Origin of the sequence: Streptomyces sp. T12 (genome assembly GCF_028736035.1) — a bacterium.
GTDB lineage: Bacteria > Actinomycetota > Actinomycetes > Streptomycetales > Streptomycetaceae > Streptomyces.
Genome location: NZ_CP117866.1, coordinates 9103469 through 9118907, shown reverse-complemented (window position 1 = coordinate 9118907; position 15439 = coordinate 9103469). Strand labels below are relative to the sequence as shown.

The following is a 15439-nucleotide window of genomic DNA, read 5'->3' as shown; positions in this document are numbered from 1 at the left end:
GGGTGGAGCAGGGCAGCGCAGCGGGTCGTGCGGGTGAGCCGTGTCGAGCAAGTGGCTTACGCGGGTGAGAACAGGTGGTCGCTGATGAGCCGGGCCGCGCCGATGACTCCGGCGGTGGGGCCCAACTCCCCCAGAACGATGGGCAGGTTGCCCGTCGCCAGCGGCAGTGACTGGCGGTAGACCTGGGTGCGGATCGCGGCGAGCAGGGTGTGGCCGAGGCCGGTCACCCCGCCGCCGATCACCACCAGGCCGGGGTTGAAGAAGCTGACGAGTCCGGCGATGACCTGGCCGACGCGGTTGCCGCCCTCGCGGATCAGGTCGAGGGCGGTGGCGTCACCCGCGGCGGCCGCAGCCGCGACATCGACTGCGGTCAGGGTGCCGTTCGCCTCCAGCCGGGTGGCCAGTTCGACGGAGAGTCCCTGCTGGGCCGCCTCCACGGCGTCCCGGGCGAGGGCCGCCCCGCTGAAGTGGGCCTCCAGGCAGCCCCGGTTGCCGCAGGCGCAGGGGCGTCCGTCGGGCACGGCCTGGATGTGCCCGATGTCGCCCGCGCTGCCCGTGACACCGCGGTGGACGTCACCGCCCGCGACGATGCCGCAGCCGATGCCGGTGCCGATCTTGACGCAGAGGAAGTCGCCCACGGAGCGTGCGACGCCCGCGTGCTGCTCCCCCATCGCCATGAGGTTCACGTCGTTGTCGACCATGACCGGGCAGCCGAGTTCCTGGCTGAGCGCCTCCCGTACCGGGAAGCCGTCCCAGCCCGGCATGATCGGCGGAGCCACCGGGACACCCTCGGGGAAGCGGACCGGTCCGGGGACGCCGATGCCGGCGCCGTCGTACCCCTCCGCGAGCCCCGAGGCCCTCAACTTCGCTGCCATGGACAGGACTTGCTCGAAGACCGCGACCGGGCCCTCGCGGACGTCCATGGGCTGGTTGAGGTGGCCCAGGATCTCCAGTTCGGCGTTGGTGACGGCGACGTCGACCGAGGTCGCGCCGATGTCGACGCCGAGGAAGCGCAGCCCGGGGTTGAGCCGGACGTTGTGGGAGCGGCGGCCACCGCGCGAGGCGGCGAGTCCGTCGGCCACGACCAGGCCCGTCTCCAGCAGACGGTCCACCTCCACGGCCAGCTTGGACCGCGAGAGGTCGATCTGATCGCCCAGCTGGGCCCGGGAGTTGGGGCCTCCGTCGCGCAACAGCTTGAGCAGCCGGGCCTGATGGGCGTTCGCGGGTCGCGCCGTCATGCGTCTCACGAGCCCCTCCCCGCCTCGATCGGCCTGCACGCGCCGGGTTTCGGCCACTTGCGTGGCCTGCTTTCGAGGGGAACGTAGCAGCGGCTGCCGGGAGTGGGAAGAAGTTGCGCAGAGATTGCCCTCAACTTTCTCCACTCACAGGACAAAGCCACGGCCCGATCCGCCCCGCACCTCGCCACGTCTTGGTATCACCGGGTCTCAAACCCTGCGGTGCCTGGTGCAGTCAGGCAGCCAGCTCTGCGGAGTCCTGGTGCAGTCGGGCTCCCAGCCCTGCGGTGCCTGGCGTCGCAGGGCCCCCGACCTCCGCGGCGCCCTGGCGCCACCGGCCCCGGCCCCGCGACGCCCTGACGCCACCGGCCCCAGCCCCGGCCCGAGACCGTGCGGGACGTGCTCGACGGCGTACGGTCGCCGTTCCTGATGCCCGGCTACGAAGGACAGAGCCGGATCCTGGCCGACGCGCGGGCGTTTGGCGTGGCCCACGTCGTGCTCCTGTCCGGAAAGTCGGCCGAGATCGACGACGACAACGCGGTCACGCGCTACCTGCGGGCGGCCGAGTCGGAGGTGCGCGCGTCCGGGCTGTCGTGGACCTTCGTGCGGCCAGTGAGCTTCATACCCAACGCGCCGGCGCTGGCGGAGCAGATCCGCAAGGGCGACGAGGTGCGCGTACCGTGCCCCGGCGTGCGCACGGCGGACATCTCCCCGTACGACATCGCCCAGGTGGCCGCCCGCGCCCTGCGCTCGGCGGGGCCCCTCGGCGAGGTGCTCGGCCGCGAACTGCGCACCGTCGGCCTCACGGACGACGAGGCACGCGAGCACGCGAGGCGATGGGCGCCCACTTCCCGACCCCGTACGTCGACGCGCTCTTCCGCTTCTTCGTCGACGGGATCCTCGACGGGACGGAACCTCTCGGGACTACGACCGCTGCCGTGCGTGGTACGACCGCCGCGTGTGCTCCGTGTGCTCGCGCATCAGCTCCGTGGCCCGCTGCTCGTCCCGCTCGGTGATCGCGGCGATCATGCCGCGGTGCTCGGTCCAGGACTGCTGCCCGCGCTGGCGGGCGACGGGGGTGTAGTACCAGCGGACGCGCCGGTCGACCTGTGCGGCGAGCTCGGCGAGGACCGCGTTGCCCGCGAGTTCCATGATCTTCGCGTGGAAGCGGGCGTTGAGGGCGACCGCCGCGTCCACGTCGTCGGCGGCGACGGCCTTCTCGCCCTCCGCGCACAGCGACTCCAGGACCGCGATGCCGGCACTGTCGGCGTGGGCGGCGGCGAGCCGGGCGGCCTCGGCCTCCAGGAGCGTGCGGACGGTGAGCAGCTGGTCGGCCTCCTCCTCCGTCGGCTCGTGCACGAACGCGCCCTGCGCGGGCCGCAGATCGACCCAGCCCTCGGTGTTCAGCCGCTGCAGCGCCTCACGCACCGGCTGCCGGGACACACCGAGGTGGCCTGCCAGTTCGCTCTCGACGAGGTGCTGGCCCGGCTGGAGGGCGCGGGTGGTGATGAGTTCGAGCAGCGCCTCGTAGACGCGGTCGCGCAGCGGGCCGGGCCGTTCGAGCTTGGGCACCGCACCCTGCGGCAGTCCTGTCGACAACATCGGTCCCCCTCCTGGGCGAACACCGGACGGCGACTGCCTCCGGTAGCCGGCCGTCACTGGAAAGCCAGTATCGATTGTCTTTCGTCTACAGTCTACGGCGCACAAAGGCCAGGGGACCGGGGAGTTGGTCTCGTCACACGGGCGTCACACGGACCAAAGAGGGACACCAGAGGGACGCCGACGCCAGAGGGAGGACGCCACACGGTCAGGGGCAGCGGACGACCTGTCCCGCGTACGACAGGTTCCCCCCGAACCCGAAGAGCAGTACCGGGTCCCCGGACGAGATCCGCCCCTGTTCCACGAGCTTGGAGAGCGCCAGCGGAATGCTCGCCGCCGAGGTGTTCCCGGACTCCGAGACATCGCGCGCGACCACGGCGTTGACGGCGCCGAGCTTGAGCGCGAGGGGCTCGATGATGCGCAGGTTGGCCTGGTGCAGGACGACTCCGGCGAGGTCCTCGGGCGCGAGGCCCGCCCGCTCGCAGGCCCTGCGGGCGATGGCCGGCAGCTGAGTCGTCGCCCAGCGGTAGACGCTCTGCCCCTCCTGCGCGAACCGCGCGGGCTGTCCCTCGATGCGCACCGCGTGCCCCATCTCGGGCACCGAACCCCACAACACGGGCCCGATGGCGGCCTCCTGGGAAGCCTCCACGACGGCCGCGCCGGCCCCGTCCCCGACCAGCACACAGGTCGTACGGTCGCTCCAGTCGGTCACGTCGGACATCTTGTCGGCGCCGATCACCAGGGCCCGGGCCGCGGCGCCCGCGCGGACGGCGTGGTCGGCGGTGGCCAGGGCATGGGTGAAGCCCGCGCAGACGACGTTGATGTCCATCGCGGCGGGCGACGGGATGCCGAGCCGGGCCGCGACCCGGGCGGCCATGTTCGGGGAGCGGTCGATGGCGGTGGAGGTGGCGACCAGGACCAGGTCGATGTCGCCGGGCGCGAGGCCCGCCGCCGCGAGAGCCTTGGCGGCGGCGTGTGCGGCCAGTTCGTCGACCGGCTCGTCGGGCCCGGCGATGTGGCGCGTACGGATGCCCACCCGGCTCGTGATCCACTCGTCACTGGTGGCCACCATGCCGGCCAGGTCCTCGTTGGTGAGCACCTTGGCGGGCTGGTAGTGGCCGACAGCGGCGATGCGCGAGCCGTTCATGGGTGGATCCCCCTCGTTGCCTTGGGTAGCGGGATTCACCAGTCTGATCAGTGACTCACGAGTAGCGGTGCAGGCAATGGCACAGGATTGGGACCCCGGGGTTGTTGACTTCCCTCAGGCCGTAGCACGTCATAGCAGTCGGACCATCCGTCCCGGCAGTCGGGCCGTCGCCGTGCGGAAGGCCGCCTCACCGTGTGCGGCACCACCGAGGACGCACGCTGTCACATGCCGAGGGCCGCCGTCGCGCGACGCACCGCGTCAAGCACGGGGACGCCGACCTGACCGACCATGGCGGCGACTCCCGCGATGGCGCCGAGAGCACGGCGCAGCGTTCCGCGGTCGACGCTCTCACCGTCTCCGATGGCGCCCAGCGACTCGTCGACGACCTGCAGATCGGCGGGCGACAGCTCACCCCGGAGAACCCGCACGGCGGTGACCATCTCGCGCAGTGCGGTGCGGGGGTCCACCGGAGCCTGGTTCTTGATCATGCCGACATTGTGGTCACCGAACTGGGTGACCTCGTCGCCGAAGTGAATGCCGCCGCTCATCGCGCCGCCTTCCCCGTTCATATTCAGGCCACCTTCCCCACATTCCGGTCGCCGAATTGCTGAATCTTGTCGCCGAGATGGAAGTTCTCGACCTGCATACTGAAAGCGGCCTGCGGATTGTCGATCGCGTCCATGATGTTGACGACGAGCTGGTCCACGAGATTAGGGTCGGCACTCACCAGCGCGGTACGCGGAGTCCCCGCCGTTTCGATCACCAGCGCGAAATAGTTGCGCCTCAGCAGAACACTGAAGAGTTTCGCGGTGGCGATGACGAGGACGCCGAGGACGACGACGGTCGCGATGGTCAAAAAGCCCGGGCCCGCGTCCGAAAGGGCCTGCTCCTCCCCCGACAGGGCCCTGGCCGCCACCCAGATGACCACGCAGAGCACAGCCTGCGAAAGGAAACGCCCCACAGCGGCGGCACGCGCGGGCACGATCTTGATGACCTGTGCCCGCGCGATGTTGTTCAGCGGATATGCCTCCGCGCCGATCCACAGAATACGGCGGCTGACGCGGACACTGATGACTTCTCTTTTGAATGCCACTGCGATTCCCCCGATTTCGCCGCGGCTGGTGCCGCGCGCGAACCAGGATCCTCCCGGAAGCCCGCCCCGACAACAGGATTCACGTTTTCGGGAACGCCGACTTCTGCACCACGCGGCCCACCGTCCTCATGTGTCCGACATCAGTTCCTCATCCGGTGAACAACTGCGTCGCCTTCTGTACGAGTTCGTACAGCCCGTAGGCGAGCGGTACTCCCACCCACACCCAGGCGAAGGCGATGAGCCCCCGTCGGCTAGGCGGGCTGCTGTCGCTGGACATCTGGGGCCTCCTTCGACTCCGGGGTGGGGATGTGGTGGCGGGGGTGGACAGGCCGGACGAGTTCGTTGGCGACGAAGCCGACGGCGAGCAGGCCGATCATGATGAACAGGGACATCGTGTACAGGGACGAGCCGTCCTTGCCGGCCTCCTCCTGCCGGTCGGCGATCCAGTTGACGATCAGCGGCCCGAGGACGCCGGCCGTGGACCAGGCGGTGAGCAGCCGCCCGTGGATGGCACCCACCTGGTAGGTCCCGAAGAGGTCCTTCAGATACGCGGGGATCGTCGCGAAGCCGCCGCCGTAGAAGGACAGGATCACCAGCGCGCACAGGATGAACAGCGGCTTCGACGAGTCGCCGGCCAGCGCGATCAGCCCGTACATGAGGGCGCCCACGCCCAGGTACAGACGGTAGATGTTCTTGCGTCCGATCAGGTCGGAGGTCGACGACCAGCCGATCCGGCCCGCCATGTTGGCGGCGGACAGCAGGGCGACGAAGCCGGCGGCGGCCGACACCGACACCGGTGTGGAGGTGTTCGCGAAGAAGTCCGTGATCATCGGCGCGGCCTTCTCCAGGATGCCGATGCCCGCGGTCACGTTCATGCAGAGCACGACCCACAGACACCAGAACTGCGGCGTGCGCACGGCGTTGCGGGCGGACACCTGCGGTCCGTCGAAGACGCTGGGCCCGTCGCCGACCGGCTTCTCGGTGCGCGGCACCCGGACCAGCAGCACGCCGAGCAGCATGAAGACGGCGTACGACAGCCCGTGCACCAGGAACGCCAGCGCGATCCCGGAGCTGTCACGGCCGAACGAGTCCAGCATCTGCGTCGACCAGGGCGAGGCGATGAGCGCGCCGCCGCCGAAGCCCATGATGGCGATGCCGGTGGCCATGCCGGGCCGGTCAGGGAACCACTTGATCAATGTCGAGACCGGCGAGATGTAGCCGATGCCGAGGCCGATCCCGCCGACGAAGCCGTAGCCGAAAACGATCAGCCAGTACTGCTCGGTGGCCGCGCCGAGCGCGGAGAGCAGGAAGCCGGACGAGAAGCAGATCAGGGCGACGGTCATCGCCCAGCGCGGCCCGTTGCGCTCCACCAGCGTGCCGCCGAACGCGGCCGACAGACCGAGCATGACGATGCCGAGTTGGAACGGCAGCGCGCTCTGTGTGCCGCTGAGGCCGAGCGCGGACTCGAGCGGCGGCTTGAACACGCTCCAGGCGTAGGCCTGGCCGATGGACAGATGGACCGACAGAGCGGCGGGCGGAACCAGCCAGCGGCTCCATCCCGGGGGAGCGACAGGGGGACTCATGATCCCGAACGGTAGGGAGGAGCAGCGGAGTTGAGAAGGCGGCGCGTCGACCGTATGCGATGAACGGTATGCCGGGCGCGACGAACGGTCGAACGCCGTGCGCGAACCCTTGCTGACCCCCTATCCATACTGTAGACAATATTCCGTCGACAGGATTCGGTAGCAACTTCCCAGCCAGTCGGCGCTTGACAGCCACCTCCGCGGTACTCCCTCGACCGAACGGAGCGTTCCGAAGTGAAAGTTGCAGTCCTCGGCGCCGGTGCCATCGGCGCCTACGTCGGAGCCGCGCTCCATCGCGCGGGCGCCGACGTGCACCTCATCGCCCGTGGACCGCATCTGGCGGCCATGAGGCAGCACGGGGTGCGGGTGCTCAGTCCGCGCGGCGACTTCACCGCCCGCGCCCACGCGACCGACGACCCGGCCGACATCGGCCCGGTCGACTACGTCTTTCTGGGCCTGAAGGCCAACTCGTACGCGGCGTGCGGGCCGCTCATCGAGCCCCTTCTGCACGACACCACGGCGGTCGTCGCGGCCCAGAACGGCATCCCCTGGTGGTACTTCCACCGGCACGGCGGCCCCCACGACGGCCACCGCGTCGAGAGTGTGGACCCGGACGGCGCGGTCAGTGCGGTGCTCGCGCCCGAACGGGCCGTCGGCTGTGTCGTATACGCGGCGACGGAACTCGAAGGGCCAGGTGTCGTACGGCACTTGGAAGGCACCCGGTTCTCCATCGGCGAGCCCGACCGCAGCGTGTCCAGGCGCTGTCTCGCGCTCAGCGAGGCCATGGTGGCCGGCGGCCTCAAGTGCCCGGTGGAGCCCGACCTGCGCAACGACATCTGGCTCAAACTGCTCGGCAACATCTCCTTCAACCCGATCAGCGCGCTGGCCCGCGCCACCATGCGGCAGATGTGCCTGCACGGCGGCACCCGCAAGGTCATCGAGATCATGATGACCGAGACGCTCTCGGTCGCCGAGGCCCTCGGCTGCGAGGTCGGTGTCTCCATCGAGCGCCGGCTCGCGGGCGCGGAGCGGGTCGGCGACCACCGCACCTCCACGCTCCAGGACCTGGAGCGCGGCAAGCCGCTCGAACTCGACGTACTCCTCGCGGCCGTCGTCGAGTTGGCGGAGATCACCGGCGTGTCGGTGCCCACCCTGCGCACCGTGCACGCCATCTCGGACCTGCTCGCGCTGAGGAGCGCCGCATGAACTCTGACGAACGCCGCACGAGGAAACGCGACCGCACCCCGAAGACCTACACCCGGCTCACCCATCCCCTCGTCCGGGACTCACGCGACGAGCCCTTCCGGCAGGCGAGCTGGGAGGAGGCGCTGGACCGTGCCGCCCAGGGCCTGGCGGCGGCCCGCGGCGCGTTCGGCATGTTCTCCTGCGCCCGCGCGACCAACGAGATGAACTACGTCGCCCAGAAGTTCGCCCGCGTCGTGATGGGCACCAACAACGTCGACTCCTGCAACCGCACCTGCCATGCGCCGAGCGTGGCGGGCCTGTCGGCGGCCTTCGGCTCGGGCGGGGGCACCTCCTCCTACGGGGAGATCGAACACACCGACGTCATCGTGATGTGGGGCTCCAACGCCCGCTTCGCGCACCCGATCTTCTTCCAGCACGTGCTGAAGGGCATCAGGAACGGCGCCCGGATGTACGCCGTCGACCCGCGCCGCACCTCCACCGCCGAGTGGGCGGAGAGCTGGCTCGGGCTGAACGTCGGCACGGACATCCCGATGGCGCACGCGATCGGCCGCGAGATCATCCACGCGGGCCTCGCGAACGAGGCGTTCATCGAGCGGGCGACGAGCGGCTTCGAGGAGTACAAGGCCCTGGTCGAGCCGTGGACGCTGTCCCTCGCCGAGAAGGTGACGGGCGTACCGGCTGCCGCCATAAGGGAGTTGGCGCACGCCTACGCCCGCGCCGAGCGCGCCCAGCTGTGCTGGACCCTCGGCATCACCGAGCACCACAACGGCACCGACAACGTCCGGGCGCTGATCAACCTGTCCCTGCTGACGGGGCATGTGGGCCGCTACGGCTCGGGCCTGCAACCCCTGCGCGGCCAGAACAACGTGCAGGGCGGCGGCGACATGGGCGCCATCCCCAACCGCCTCCCCGGCTTCCAGGACATCCTCGACCCCGACTCCCGCCTGAAGTTCGAGTCGGCCTGGGACACCGTCATCCAGCCGCACTACGGGCTCAACCTCACCGAGATGTTCGAGGCGATGGAGGAGGGCTCACTCAAGGCCGTCTACTGCATCGGCGAGAACCCGGCGCAGTCGGAGGCCGACAGCGAGCAGGCCGTACGGCGCATGCGGCAGCTGGACTTCCTCGTCGTCCAGGACATCTTCCTGACGAAGACAGCCGAGCTGGCCGACGTCGTCCTCCCCGCGACCGCCGGGTGGGCGGAGACCGACGGCACAACGACCAACAGCGAGCGGCGAGTTCAGCGGGTACGGCGGGCCGTCACCCCGCCGGGCGAGGCGCGCGAGGACATCGACATCATCTGCGAGCTGGCGGCCCGGCTCGGCCACGAGTGGAAGTACGCCGACGCCGAGGCCGTGTGGAACGAGCTCAGGTCCGTCTCGCCGGACCACTACGGGATGACGTACGAACGCCTGGAGGAGCACCAGGGCATCCAGTGGCCGTGCCCGACCACCGACGAGCTCGAACCGACCTACCTGCACGGCCGGTTGTGGGAGAAGGACCCGGCCAGGCGCGGCATGCCGGCGCCCTTCGGGATCGTCCAGCACGATCCGCCGGTCGACCTCACCGACGAGGAGTACCCGATCCGGCTCACCACCGGACGGCGGCTCGACTCCTACAACACCGGTGTGCAGAGCGGGAGTTTCGCCTCCCCGCTGCGCCGCGGCGAGTACGTCGAGCTGTGCCCGGAGGACGCCGAGCGGTACGGGGTCGTGGTCGGCGAGGAGGTCCAGGTGACCTCGCGGCGCGGGTCGGTCGTCGCGCCGGTGTGGGTCGACACCGCACTGCGGCCCGGGCTGGCCTTCATGACCATGCACTTTCCCGACGAGGTGGACACCAACCAGCTGACGATCGAGGCGAACTGCCCGATCGCGGGGACGGCGGAGTTCAAGGCGTCGGCGATCCGGATCGAGAAGCTCCCCGTCGCGACCATCGTGAGGTGACGTAAGTGGACCTGCACTTCGGCGACAGCAAACCGACGGACGACGAACGGGCGGCCGTCGACGCCCTGTTGGGCCCGCCGGAGTCCTCCTGGGAGGGCGCCGACCGCTCCGACGCCGACCTGCGATGGGCGCGCGGCGGACGCGAGGCCCGGGACCGCCGCGACCTGCTGTTGCCGGGGCTGCACGCGATCAACGACCGGGTCGGCTGGATCAGCGAGGGCGCCCTCGACTACCTGTGCCGGCGGCTGACGGTGCCGCCGGCGGAGGCGTACGGCGTCGCTACCTTCTACGCCATGTTCTCGGTCAAGCCGCGGCCCGCGACCGTGCTCCACGTGTGCACGGACCTCGCGTGCGCGGCCGCCGGGGCGAGCGAGCTCTGCGCCGGGATCGAGGCACGGCTCGGGCTCGGCAGTGGTGTGTCGGTCGAGCGCAGTCCCTGCCTGGGCCTGTGCGAACGCGCTCCGGCGGCGCTCGCGATCAAGGCGGGGGATCCGGTGCGTACGGCGGTCTCGGCGCCGGCGACCGTGCACGACGCGGTCCTCGCCGCGAGCGCGCCGGACTCGGCACCCGAGGAGCCGCCGGCGGCAGTGGCGGTCCCCCAGGCGGGCGGCGACGACCTCGTACTGCTCCGGCGCGTCGGCGTCGTCGACCCGTCGTCGCTGGACGACTACCGCGCCCACGGCGGCTACACCGCCCTGCGCCGGGCGTTCGAGCTCGGTCCGGCCGGAGTCATCCGCGAGGTCACCGACTCCGGCCTGGTCGGGCGTGGCGGCGCCGCCTTCCCCACCGGCCGCAAATGGCAGGCCACGGCGTCGCAGCCCGACCGTCCGCACTACGTCGTCTGCAACGCCGACGAATCCGAGCCGGGCACCTTCAAGGACCGCGTGATCATGGAGGGCGACCCGTACGCGCTGGTCGAGGCGATGACGATCGCGGCGTACGCGACCGGCGCGCACCAGGGATACCTGTACCTGCGCGGCGAGTACCCACGCGCCCTGCACCGCCTGGAACACGCGCTGGCGCAGGCACGCGCGCGTGGCCTGCTCGGCGCTGACATCCTCGGCCAGGGATACACCTTCGACATCGAGATACGCAGGGGCGCGGGCGCGTACATCTGCGGCGAGGAGACGGCTCTCTTCAACTCGATCGAGGGCTACCGGGGCGAGCCTCGCTCGAAGCCGCCGTTCCCCGTGGAGAAGGGCCTGTTCGGCAAGCCCACGGTGGAGAACAACGTGGAGACGCTGGTCAACGTACTGCCGGTCCTGACCATGGGAGCACCGGCGTACGCGGCGATCGGCACGGCGAAATCCACCGGGCCGAAACTGTTCTGCGTGTCCGGGAGCGTGGAGCGGCCCGGCATCTACGAGCTCCCCTTCGGCGCCACGCTCGGCGAGCTGCTGGAGCTGGCCGGAGTGCGGAAAAGGCTGCGAGCGGTGCTGCTGGGCGGTGCGGCGGGCAGCTTCGTACGGCCCGACGAACTGGACATCCCGCTCACCTTCGAGGGCACGCGCCAGGCGGGCACGACGCTCGGCTCGGGCGTGGTCATGGCCTTCGACGACACGGTTCCGCTGCCCCGGCTGCTGCTGCGCATCGCCGAGTTCTTCCGCGACGAGTCGTGCGGACAGTGCGTGCCGTGCCGGGTCGGGACCGTACGGCAGGAGGAGGCACTGCACCGGATCGTTCAGCGCACGGGTGCCGCGGCCGCCGATGACATCGCCCTGCTCAGGGAGGTCGGCCGCGCCATGCGGGACGCCTCGATCTGCGGTCTCGGGCAGACCGCGTGGAATGCCGTGGAATCCGCCATCGACCGTCTGGGGGCGTACGAATGACCGTGACACCGCTGGGGATCCCGCGCCGACTGCTGGAGTTCACCATCGACGGGGAGCCGGTGCGCACCCCCGAGGGGTCGACGATCCTGGACGCCTGCCGGGCGGTCGGGAAGGACGTCCCGACGCTGTGCGAAGGGGACACGCTGAGGCCCAAGAACGCGTGCCGGGTCTGTGTCGTCGAGGTCGAGGGCTCACGCACCCTCGTCCCGGCCTGCTCCCGCAAGGCCGAGCCCGGCATGGAGGTCAGGACCGACACGGAGCGCGCGAGGCACAGCCGCAAGATCGTCCTGGAGCTCCTCGCCTCCTCGGTGGACCTGTCGACGACCCCGCGGGTCGCCGAGTGGATCAAGGAGTACGAGGCCAAGCCGGACCGCTTCGGCCCCGACGCGGCCCGGCTGAACGAGGAGCCGAAGGTCGACAACGACCTGTACGTGCGGGACTACGACAAGTGCATCCTCTGTTACAAGTGCGTGGACGCGTGTGGGGACCAGTGGCAGAACACGTTCGCGATCTCCGTGGCCGGGCGGGGATTCGGCACGCGGATCGCCGTGGAGCATGATGCGCCGCTGACCGATTCGGCGTGCGTCTACTGCGGGAACTGCATCGAGGTGTGTCCGACGGGTGCGCTGTCGTTCAAGTCGGAGTTCGACATGCGGGCGGCGGGTACCTGGGACGAGTCGCAGCAGACCGAGACGACCACCGTGTGCGCCTACTGCGGTGTGGGCTGCAACCTCACCCTCCACGTGCAGGACAATGAGATCGTGAAGGTCACCTCGCCGCACGACAACCCGGTGACCCACGGCAACCTCTGCATCAAGGGCCGTTTCGGCTACCAGCACGTACAGAACCGGGACTGAGACACACATGGGACGAGTCACGGAACGACGCAAGGTCATCCGGATCCGGGACGGAGCGGTCTCCAGCCGCCCGGACACGCTCGTGGCCGAGGAACCGCTGGAGATCCGCCTCAACGGGAAGCCGCTCGCGATCACCATGCGCACCCCGGGCGACGACTTCGCGCTGGCGGCCGGCTTCCTGGTGAGCGAGGGCGTACTGGCGGAGCAGGGCGATCTGCAGAACATCGTGTACTGCGCGGGCGCCACGGCGGACGGGTCGAACACATACAACGTGGTGGACGTGAAGACGGCGCCGGGGGTCGCCATCCCCGACATCACGCTGGAGCGGAACGTCTACACGACCTCGTCCTGCGGACTGTGCGGCAAGGCGTCGCTGGACGCGGTGCGTACGACGGCCCGCTGGCCCATCGACGACACGCACGGCGGCCACACTCCCCCGGTCCGGCTCGACCCCGACCTGCTCGCGGGCCTCCCCGACCGGCTGCGCGCGGCCCAGCGGGTCTTCGACCGGACCGGGGGCCTGCACGCGGCGGCCCTGTTCACCGAGGACGGCGAGCTGCTGGACATACGGGAGGACGTGGGCCGGCACAACGCGGTCGACAAGCTGGTCGGCCGCGCGTTGCAGAACGGCGACCTGCCCCTGTCCCGCACGGTCCTCCTCGTCTCCGGCCGGGCCAGCTTCGAGCTCGCCCAGAAGGCGGTCATGGCCGGCATCCCGGTCCTGGCGGCGGTCTCGGCCCCCTCCTCCCTCGCGGTGGACCTGGCCGCGGAGACGGGGCTGACACTGGTGGGTTTCCTGCGGGGCAGCTCCATGAACGTGTACGCGGGCGAACACCGGCTCGCCCTGCGGACCGCGGCCGCCCAGGCCTGACCGGCTCCCCGCGACACGGCGGCGGGGCCCCCGACCGGCGGGGAGCGCCCCCTGCGCCGCAAGGGGCCCCGTCTCAGACGACCACCTGCGCTGCCGTCACCACCGTGCCCAAGCGCGGGAAGTCGAGCCGTACCGACGCCTCGTGCTCGGCCGCCGTGAACGCCGTCATCGCGTCCTCGACGAAGACCAGCTCGTAGCCGAGGTCGCCGGCGGCGCGGGCGGTGGACTCGACGCCGAGGTTGGTGGCGATGCCGCCGAACACCAAGGTGGTGACGCCGCGTTCGCGGAGGCGGTCGTCCAGGCCCGTGCCCTGGAAACCGCCGATGGTGCGCTTCACGATCTCGATGTCGCCCTCCTTCAGCAGCCCTGCCACCAGGCCGCTGCCGGGCGGCTGTTCGGCGACACCGGCCCGTTCGACACGGACGAGGACGACGGTCCCTCCCGCCGAGCGGAAGGAGGCCGCCAACTCCTCGCACGTCACGAGGACTTCGGTTCCCTTACGGGGCTCCAGGGGCAGCGCGACGATCCGGTCCATCAGGTCGACGAGTACGAGGGCGGTGCGCGCGGGGTCGAGCGCGAGTGGTGCGGTCATGACGGAACGTTATCCGCCGTCACCGCTGCGTACCGGAAATCCGGATCAACAGGTCCATGAACCGGTCGCGCTCGGCCGGCGAGAGGGACGCGAGGAGCGCGTCGTTGGCCTCGCGGGCCGCTTTCTCGCAGCGCTCCAGCAGGCGTGCGCCCTCATCGGTGAGGGAGACCGCGTTCTTGCGCCGGTCGTTCGGATCCGGCGCGCGCACCACCAGTGCCCGCGCCTGGAGGTCGTTGAGGATCCCGACCAGGTCCTTGGGGTCGAGCTGGACGCTGCGCCCGAGATCGGCCTGCGCGACGGGAGCGAGGTCGCGCACGGCGGAGAGTACGACGTGGTGCCACATCTTCATCCCCTCCGCGGCCAGCGCCTCGGCCACCAGGGCTCGGCCGCGCGCGGCCGCACGCCCGAGCAGCCAGCTGGGCAGGGAGCGGATCGCGGGGAGGGGGGCTTCGGGCATGCATCGCAGCCTAGCCGAAAGTCATTGGACTTCCCAACGACTCGGCATCTATCGTTGGGACCACCAACGTTCTGGAGGTGTGGTTGATGCGTCGTGTCCGGTACGACTCCCCGGGCGGCCCGCTCTTCATGGAGGAGGCACCCGTCCCCGAACCGGCCGCCGGCGAGCTCCTCGTCCGCTGCGAGGCGATCGGCGTCACGCTTCCCGTCGTACGCAAGGTCACCGAGGCAGCAGAGCCGGTCGCGCTCGGGGGAGAGATCGCCGGGGAGGTCGTGGCCGTCGGCGAGGGGGTCAGCCGGTTCCGGCTGGGCGACCGGGTCACGGGACTGTGCTTCGGGCACGGGTACGCCGACTTCGCACCGCTGCTGGAGACCATGGCCTCCCCGGTGCCGGACGACGCCTCGGCCGTCGACGCGGTGGCCCTGGTCCGCAGCGGCCTGGTCGCACTCGGCGCGCTGGAGGCCGCCCGGCCCGAGCGCGGAGAGGCGGCACTGGTCACCGCGGCGGCGAGCGGTGTCGGGCATCTCGCCGTGCAGCTCGCGCGGGCCCGGGGCGCGGGGCGGGTCGTGGGTGCCGTGTCCGATCCGGCCAAGGCGGACTTCGTGCGCTCCCTCGGCGCAGACGACGTCGTCGCCTACGGGGAGGGCACTTGGGGAGCCCCCGTCGACTACGTCCTCGATGCGGTCGGCGGCGAGCTCCTCACCCCGGCCCTCGCCGCGCTCACCCCGGGCGGGCGGCTCGTGGCGTACAGCTCGGGCGGCGGGACGATCCAGGCGTACGACCTTCTCGTGGGCGCCAAGTCCGTCGTCGGGTTCCAGATGGCGCGCATCGCCCGCGGGGAGCCGGAGTTGTACGAGCGGTGGCGCAGGGAGCTGTGGGAGTTGTTCGCCGAGGGCACGCTGAAGCCTGCCGTACACGGGGAGTTCGGGCTTCAGGAGGCGGCCGAGGCGCACGCGGCGATCGAGTCGCGGAGCAACCGAGGGAAAGTGGTACTCCATCCGTGACGTGACACGTGCACGGTTCTTGT

The 15439-nt window shown here is 70.6% G+C and carries 15 protein-coding genes and 1 pseudogene; 7 read left to right on the top strand and 9 right to left on the bottom strand.

The genetic code is table 11. The features are described from left to right. Window positions 1-56 precede the first annotated feature (56 nt). Window positions 57-1238 carry an ROK family transcriptional regulator gene (locus tag PBV52_RS40955; protein ID WP_274249876.1) on the bottom strand — a complete coding sequence of 394 codons (1182 nt, stop codon included), beginning with the start codon at window positions 1236-1238 and terminating at the stop codon, window positions 57-59. Window positions 1239-1664: 426 nt separating this feature from the next. Between PBV52_RS40955 and PBV52_RS40950 the strand changes: the two are divergent. After that, a pseudogene (locus PBV52_RS40950) lies at window positions 1665-1925 on the top strand (SDR family oxidoreductase); the annotation flags it as partial. A 234-nt stretch (window positions 1926-2159) separates the two neighbouring features. Here PBV52_RS40950 and PBV52_RS40945 read toward each other — a convergent pair. The 6 genes from PBV52_RS40945 to PBV52_RS40920 form a co-directional block, all read right to left on the bottom strand. Next, on the bottom strand, window positions 2160-2837 hold the full coding sequence (locus PBV52_RS40945; RefSeq protein ID WP_274245896.1) for a GntR family transcriptional regulator: 678 nt from the start codon (window positions 2835-2837) through the stop codon (window positions 2160-2162). Window positions 2838-3042: 205 nt separating this feature from the next. Then, a complete protein-coding gene (locus PBV52_RS40940; protein WP_062700747.1) occupies window positions 3043-3981 on the bottom strand; it encodes a beta-ketoacyl-ACP synthase III in 939 nt (312 codons plus the stop codon). A 221-nt stretch (window positions 3982-4202) separates the two neighbouring features. Continuing rightward, window positions 4203-4550, bottom strand: coding sequence for a hypothetical protein (locus tag PBV52_RS40935; protein WP_274245893.1), 348 nt, complete (start codon window positions 4548-4550; stop codon window positions 4203-4205). 2 nt (window positions 4551-4552) lie between these two features. Then, the gene (locus PBV52_RS40930) at window positions 4553-5074 is read right to left on the bottom strand and encodes a DUF6232 family protein (protein ID WP_274245891.1); all 522 of its coding nucleotides are present in this window, start codon (window positions 5072-5074) and stop codon (window positions 4553-4555) included. 148 nt (window positions 5075-5222) lie between these two features. After that, complete coding sequence (locus PBV52_RS40925) at window positions 5223-5351, bottom strand: hypothetical protein (RefSeq protein ID WP_274245889.1); 129 nt, start codon at window positions 5349-5351, stop codon at window positions 5223-5225. Further along, complete coding sequence (locus tag PBV52_RS40920) at window positions 5326-6657, bottom strand: OFA family MFS transporter (RefSeq protein WP_274245888.1); 1332 nt, start codon at window positions 6655-6657, stop codon at window positions 5326-5328. Before PBV52_RS40920 ends, PBV52_RS40925 begins: the two co-directional genes overlap by 26 nt. A gap of 234 nt (window positions 6658-6891) precedes the next feature. On the opposite strand from PBV52_RS40920, the gene PBV52_RS40915 reads away from it, so the two are divergent. From PBV52_RS40915 to fdhD, 5 genes are read left to right on the top strand one after another with little or no spacing between them, the layout of a single operon-like run. Beyond that, a complete protein-coding gene (locus tag PBV52_RS40915) occupies window positions 6892-7863 on the top strand; it encodes a 2-dehydropantoate 2-reductase (protein WP_274245886.1) in 972 nt (323 codons plus the stop codon). Continuing rightward, window positions 7860-9806: a molybdopterin oxidoreductase family protein gene (locus PBV52_RS40910; protein WP_274245885.1), complete on the top strand. Its 1947-nt coding sequence runs from the start codon at window positions 7860-7862 to the stop codon at window positions 9804-9806. The genes PBV52_RS40915 and PBV52_RS40910 overlap by 4 nt, the downstream gene beginning before the upstream one ends. A 5-nt stretch (window positions 9807-9811) precedes the next feature. Beyond that, on the top strand, window positions 9812-11635 hold the full coding sequence (locus PBV52_RS40905) for an NAD(P)H-dependent oxidoreductase subunit E (RefSeq protein ID WP_274245883.1): 1824 nt from the start codon (window positions 9812-9814) through the stop codon (window positions 11633-11635). After that, entirely contained in the window at window positions 11632-12492 is an 861-nt protein-coding gene (locus tag PBV52_RS40900; protein ID WP_274245882.1) for a 2Fe-2S iron-sulfur cluster-binding protein, read from the top strand. The genes PBV52_RS40905 and PBV52_RS40900 overlap by 4 nt, the downstream gene beginning before the upstream one ends. A 7-nt stretch (window positions 12493-12499) precedes the next feature. Continuing rightward, window positions 12500-13363, top strand: coding sequence for a formate dehydrogenase accessory sulfurtransferase FdhD (gene fdhD, locus PBV52_RS40895; protein WP_274245879.1), 864 nt, complete (start codon window positions 12500-12502; stop codon window positions 13361-13363). Between the two features lie 73 nt (window positions 13364-13436). Here the strand turns inward: fdhD and PBV52_RS40890 are convergent, their stop codons facing one another. Both PBV52_RS40890 and PBV52_RS40885 read right to left on the bottom strand, forming a co-directional pair. Further along, a complete protein-coding gene (locus PBV52_RS40890) occupies window positions 13437-13955 on the bottom strand; it encodes an isochorismatase family protein (protein WP_274245877.1) in 519 nt (172 codons plus the stop codon). Window positions 13956-13974: 19 nt separating this feature from the next. After that, complete coding sequence (locus PBV52_RS40885; RefSeq protein ID WP_274245875.1) at window positions 13975-14412, bottom strand: MarR family winged helix-turn-helix transcriptional regulator; 438 nt, start codon at window positions 14410-14412, stop codon at window positions 13975-13977. Window positions 14413-14498: 86 nt separating this feature from the next. Between PBV52_RS40885 and PBV52_RS40880 the strand changes: the two genes are divergently transcribed. Then, the gene (locus PBV52_RS40880; RefSeq protein ID WP_274245873.1) at window positions 14499-15416 is read left to right on the top strand and encodes a zinc-binding dehydrogenase; all 918 of its coding nucleotides are present in this window, start codon (window positions 14499-14501) and stop codon (window positions 15414-15416) included. Window positions 15417-15439 lie beyond the last annotated feature (23 nt).

Coding starts and splice junctions, on each gene's coding strand:
- PBV52_RS40885 (WP_274245875.1), bottom strand. CDS start 14,412: ATGCCCGAAGCCCCCCTCCCCGCGATCCGCTCCCTGCCCAGCTGGCTG.
- PBV52_RS40925 (WP_274245889.1), bottom strand. CDS start 5,351: ATGTCCAGCGACAGCAGCCCGCCTAGCCGACGGGGGCTCATCGCCTTC.
- PBV52_RS40945 (WP_274245896.1), bottom strand. CDS start 2,837: ATGTTGTCGACAGGACTGCCGCAGGGTGCGGTGCCCAAGCTCGAACGG.
- PBV52_RS40890 (WP_274245877.1), bottom strand. CDS start 13,955: ATGACCGCACCACTCGCGCTCGACCCCGCGCGCACCGCCCTCGTACTC.
- PBV52_RS40940 (WP_062700747.1), bottom strand. CDS start 3,981: ATGAACGGCTCGCGCATCGCCGCTGTCGGCCACTACCAGCCCGCCAAG.
- PBV52_RS40910 (WP_274245885.1), top strand. CDS start 7,860: ATGAACTCTGACGAACGCCGCACGAGGAAACGCGACCGCACCCCGAAG.
- PBV52_RS40920 (WP_274245888.1), bottom strand. CDS start 6,657: ATGAGTCCCCCTGTCGCTCCCCCGGGATGGAGCCGCTGGCTGGTTCCG.
- PBV52_RS40935 (WP_274245893.1), bottom strand. CDS start 4,550: ATGAACGGGGAAGGCGGCGCGATGAGCGGCGGCATTCACTTCGGCGAC.
- PBV52_RS40955 (WP_274249876.1), bottom strand. CDS start 1,238: ATGACGGCGCGACCCGCGAACGCCCATCAGGCCCGGCTGCTCAAGCTG.
- fdhD (WP_274245879.1), top strand. CDS start 12,500: ATGGGACGAGTCACGGAACGACGCAAGGTCATCCGGATCCGGGACGGA.
- PBV52_RS40900 (WP_274245882.1), top strand. CDS start 11,632: ATGACCGTGACACCGCTGGGGATCCCGCGCCGACTGCTGGAGTTCACC.
- PBV52_RS40880 (WP_274245873.1), top strand. CDS start 14,499: ATGCGTCGTGTCCGGTACGACTCCCCGGGCGGCCCGCTCTTCATGGAG.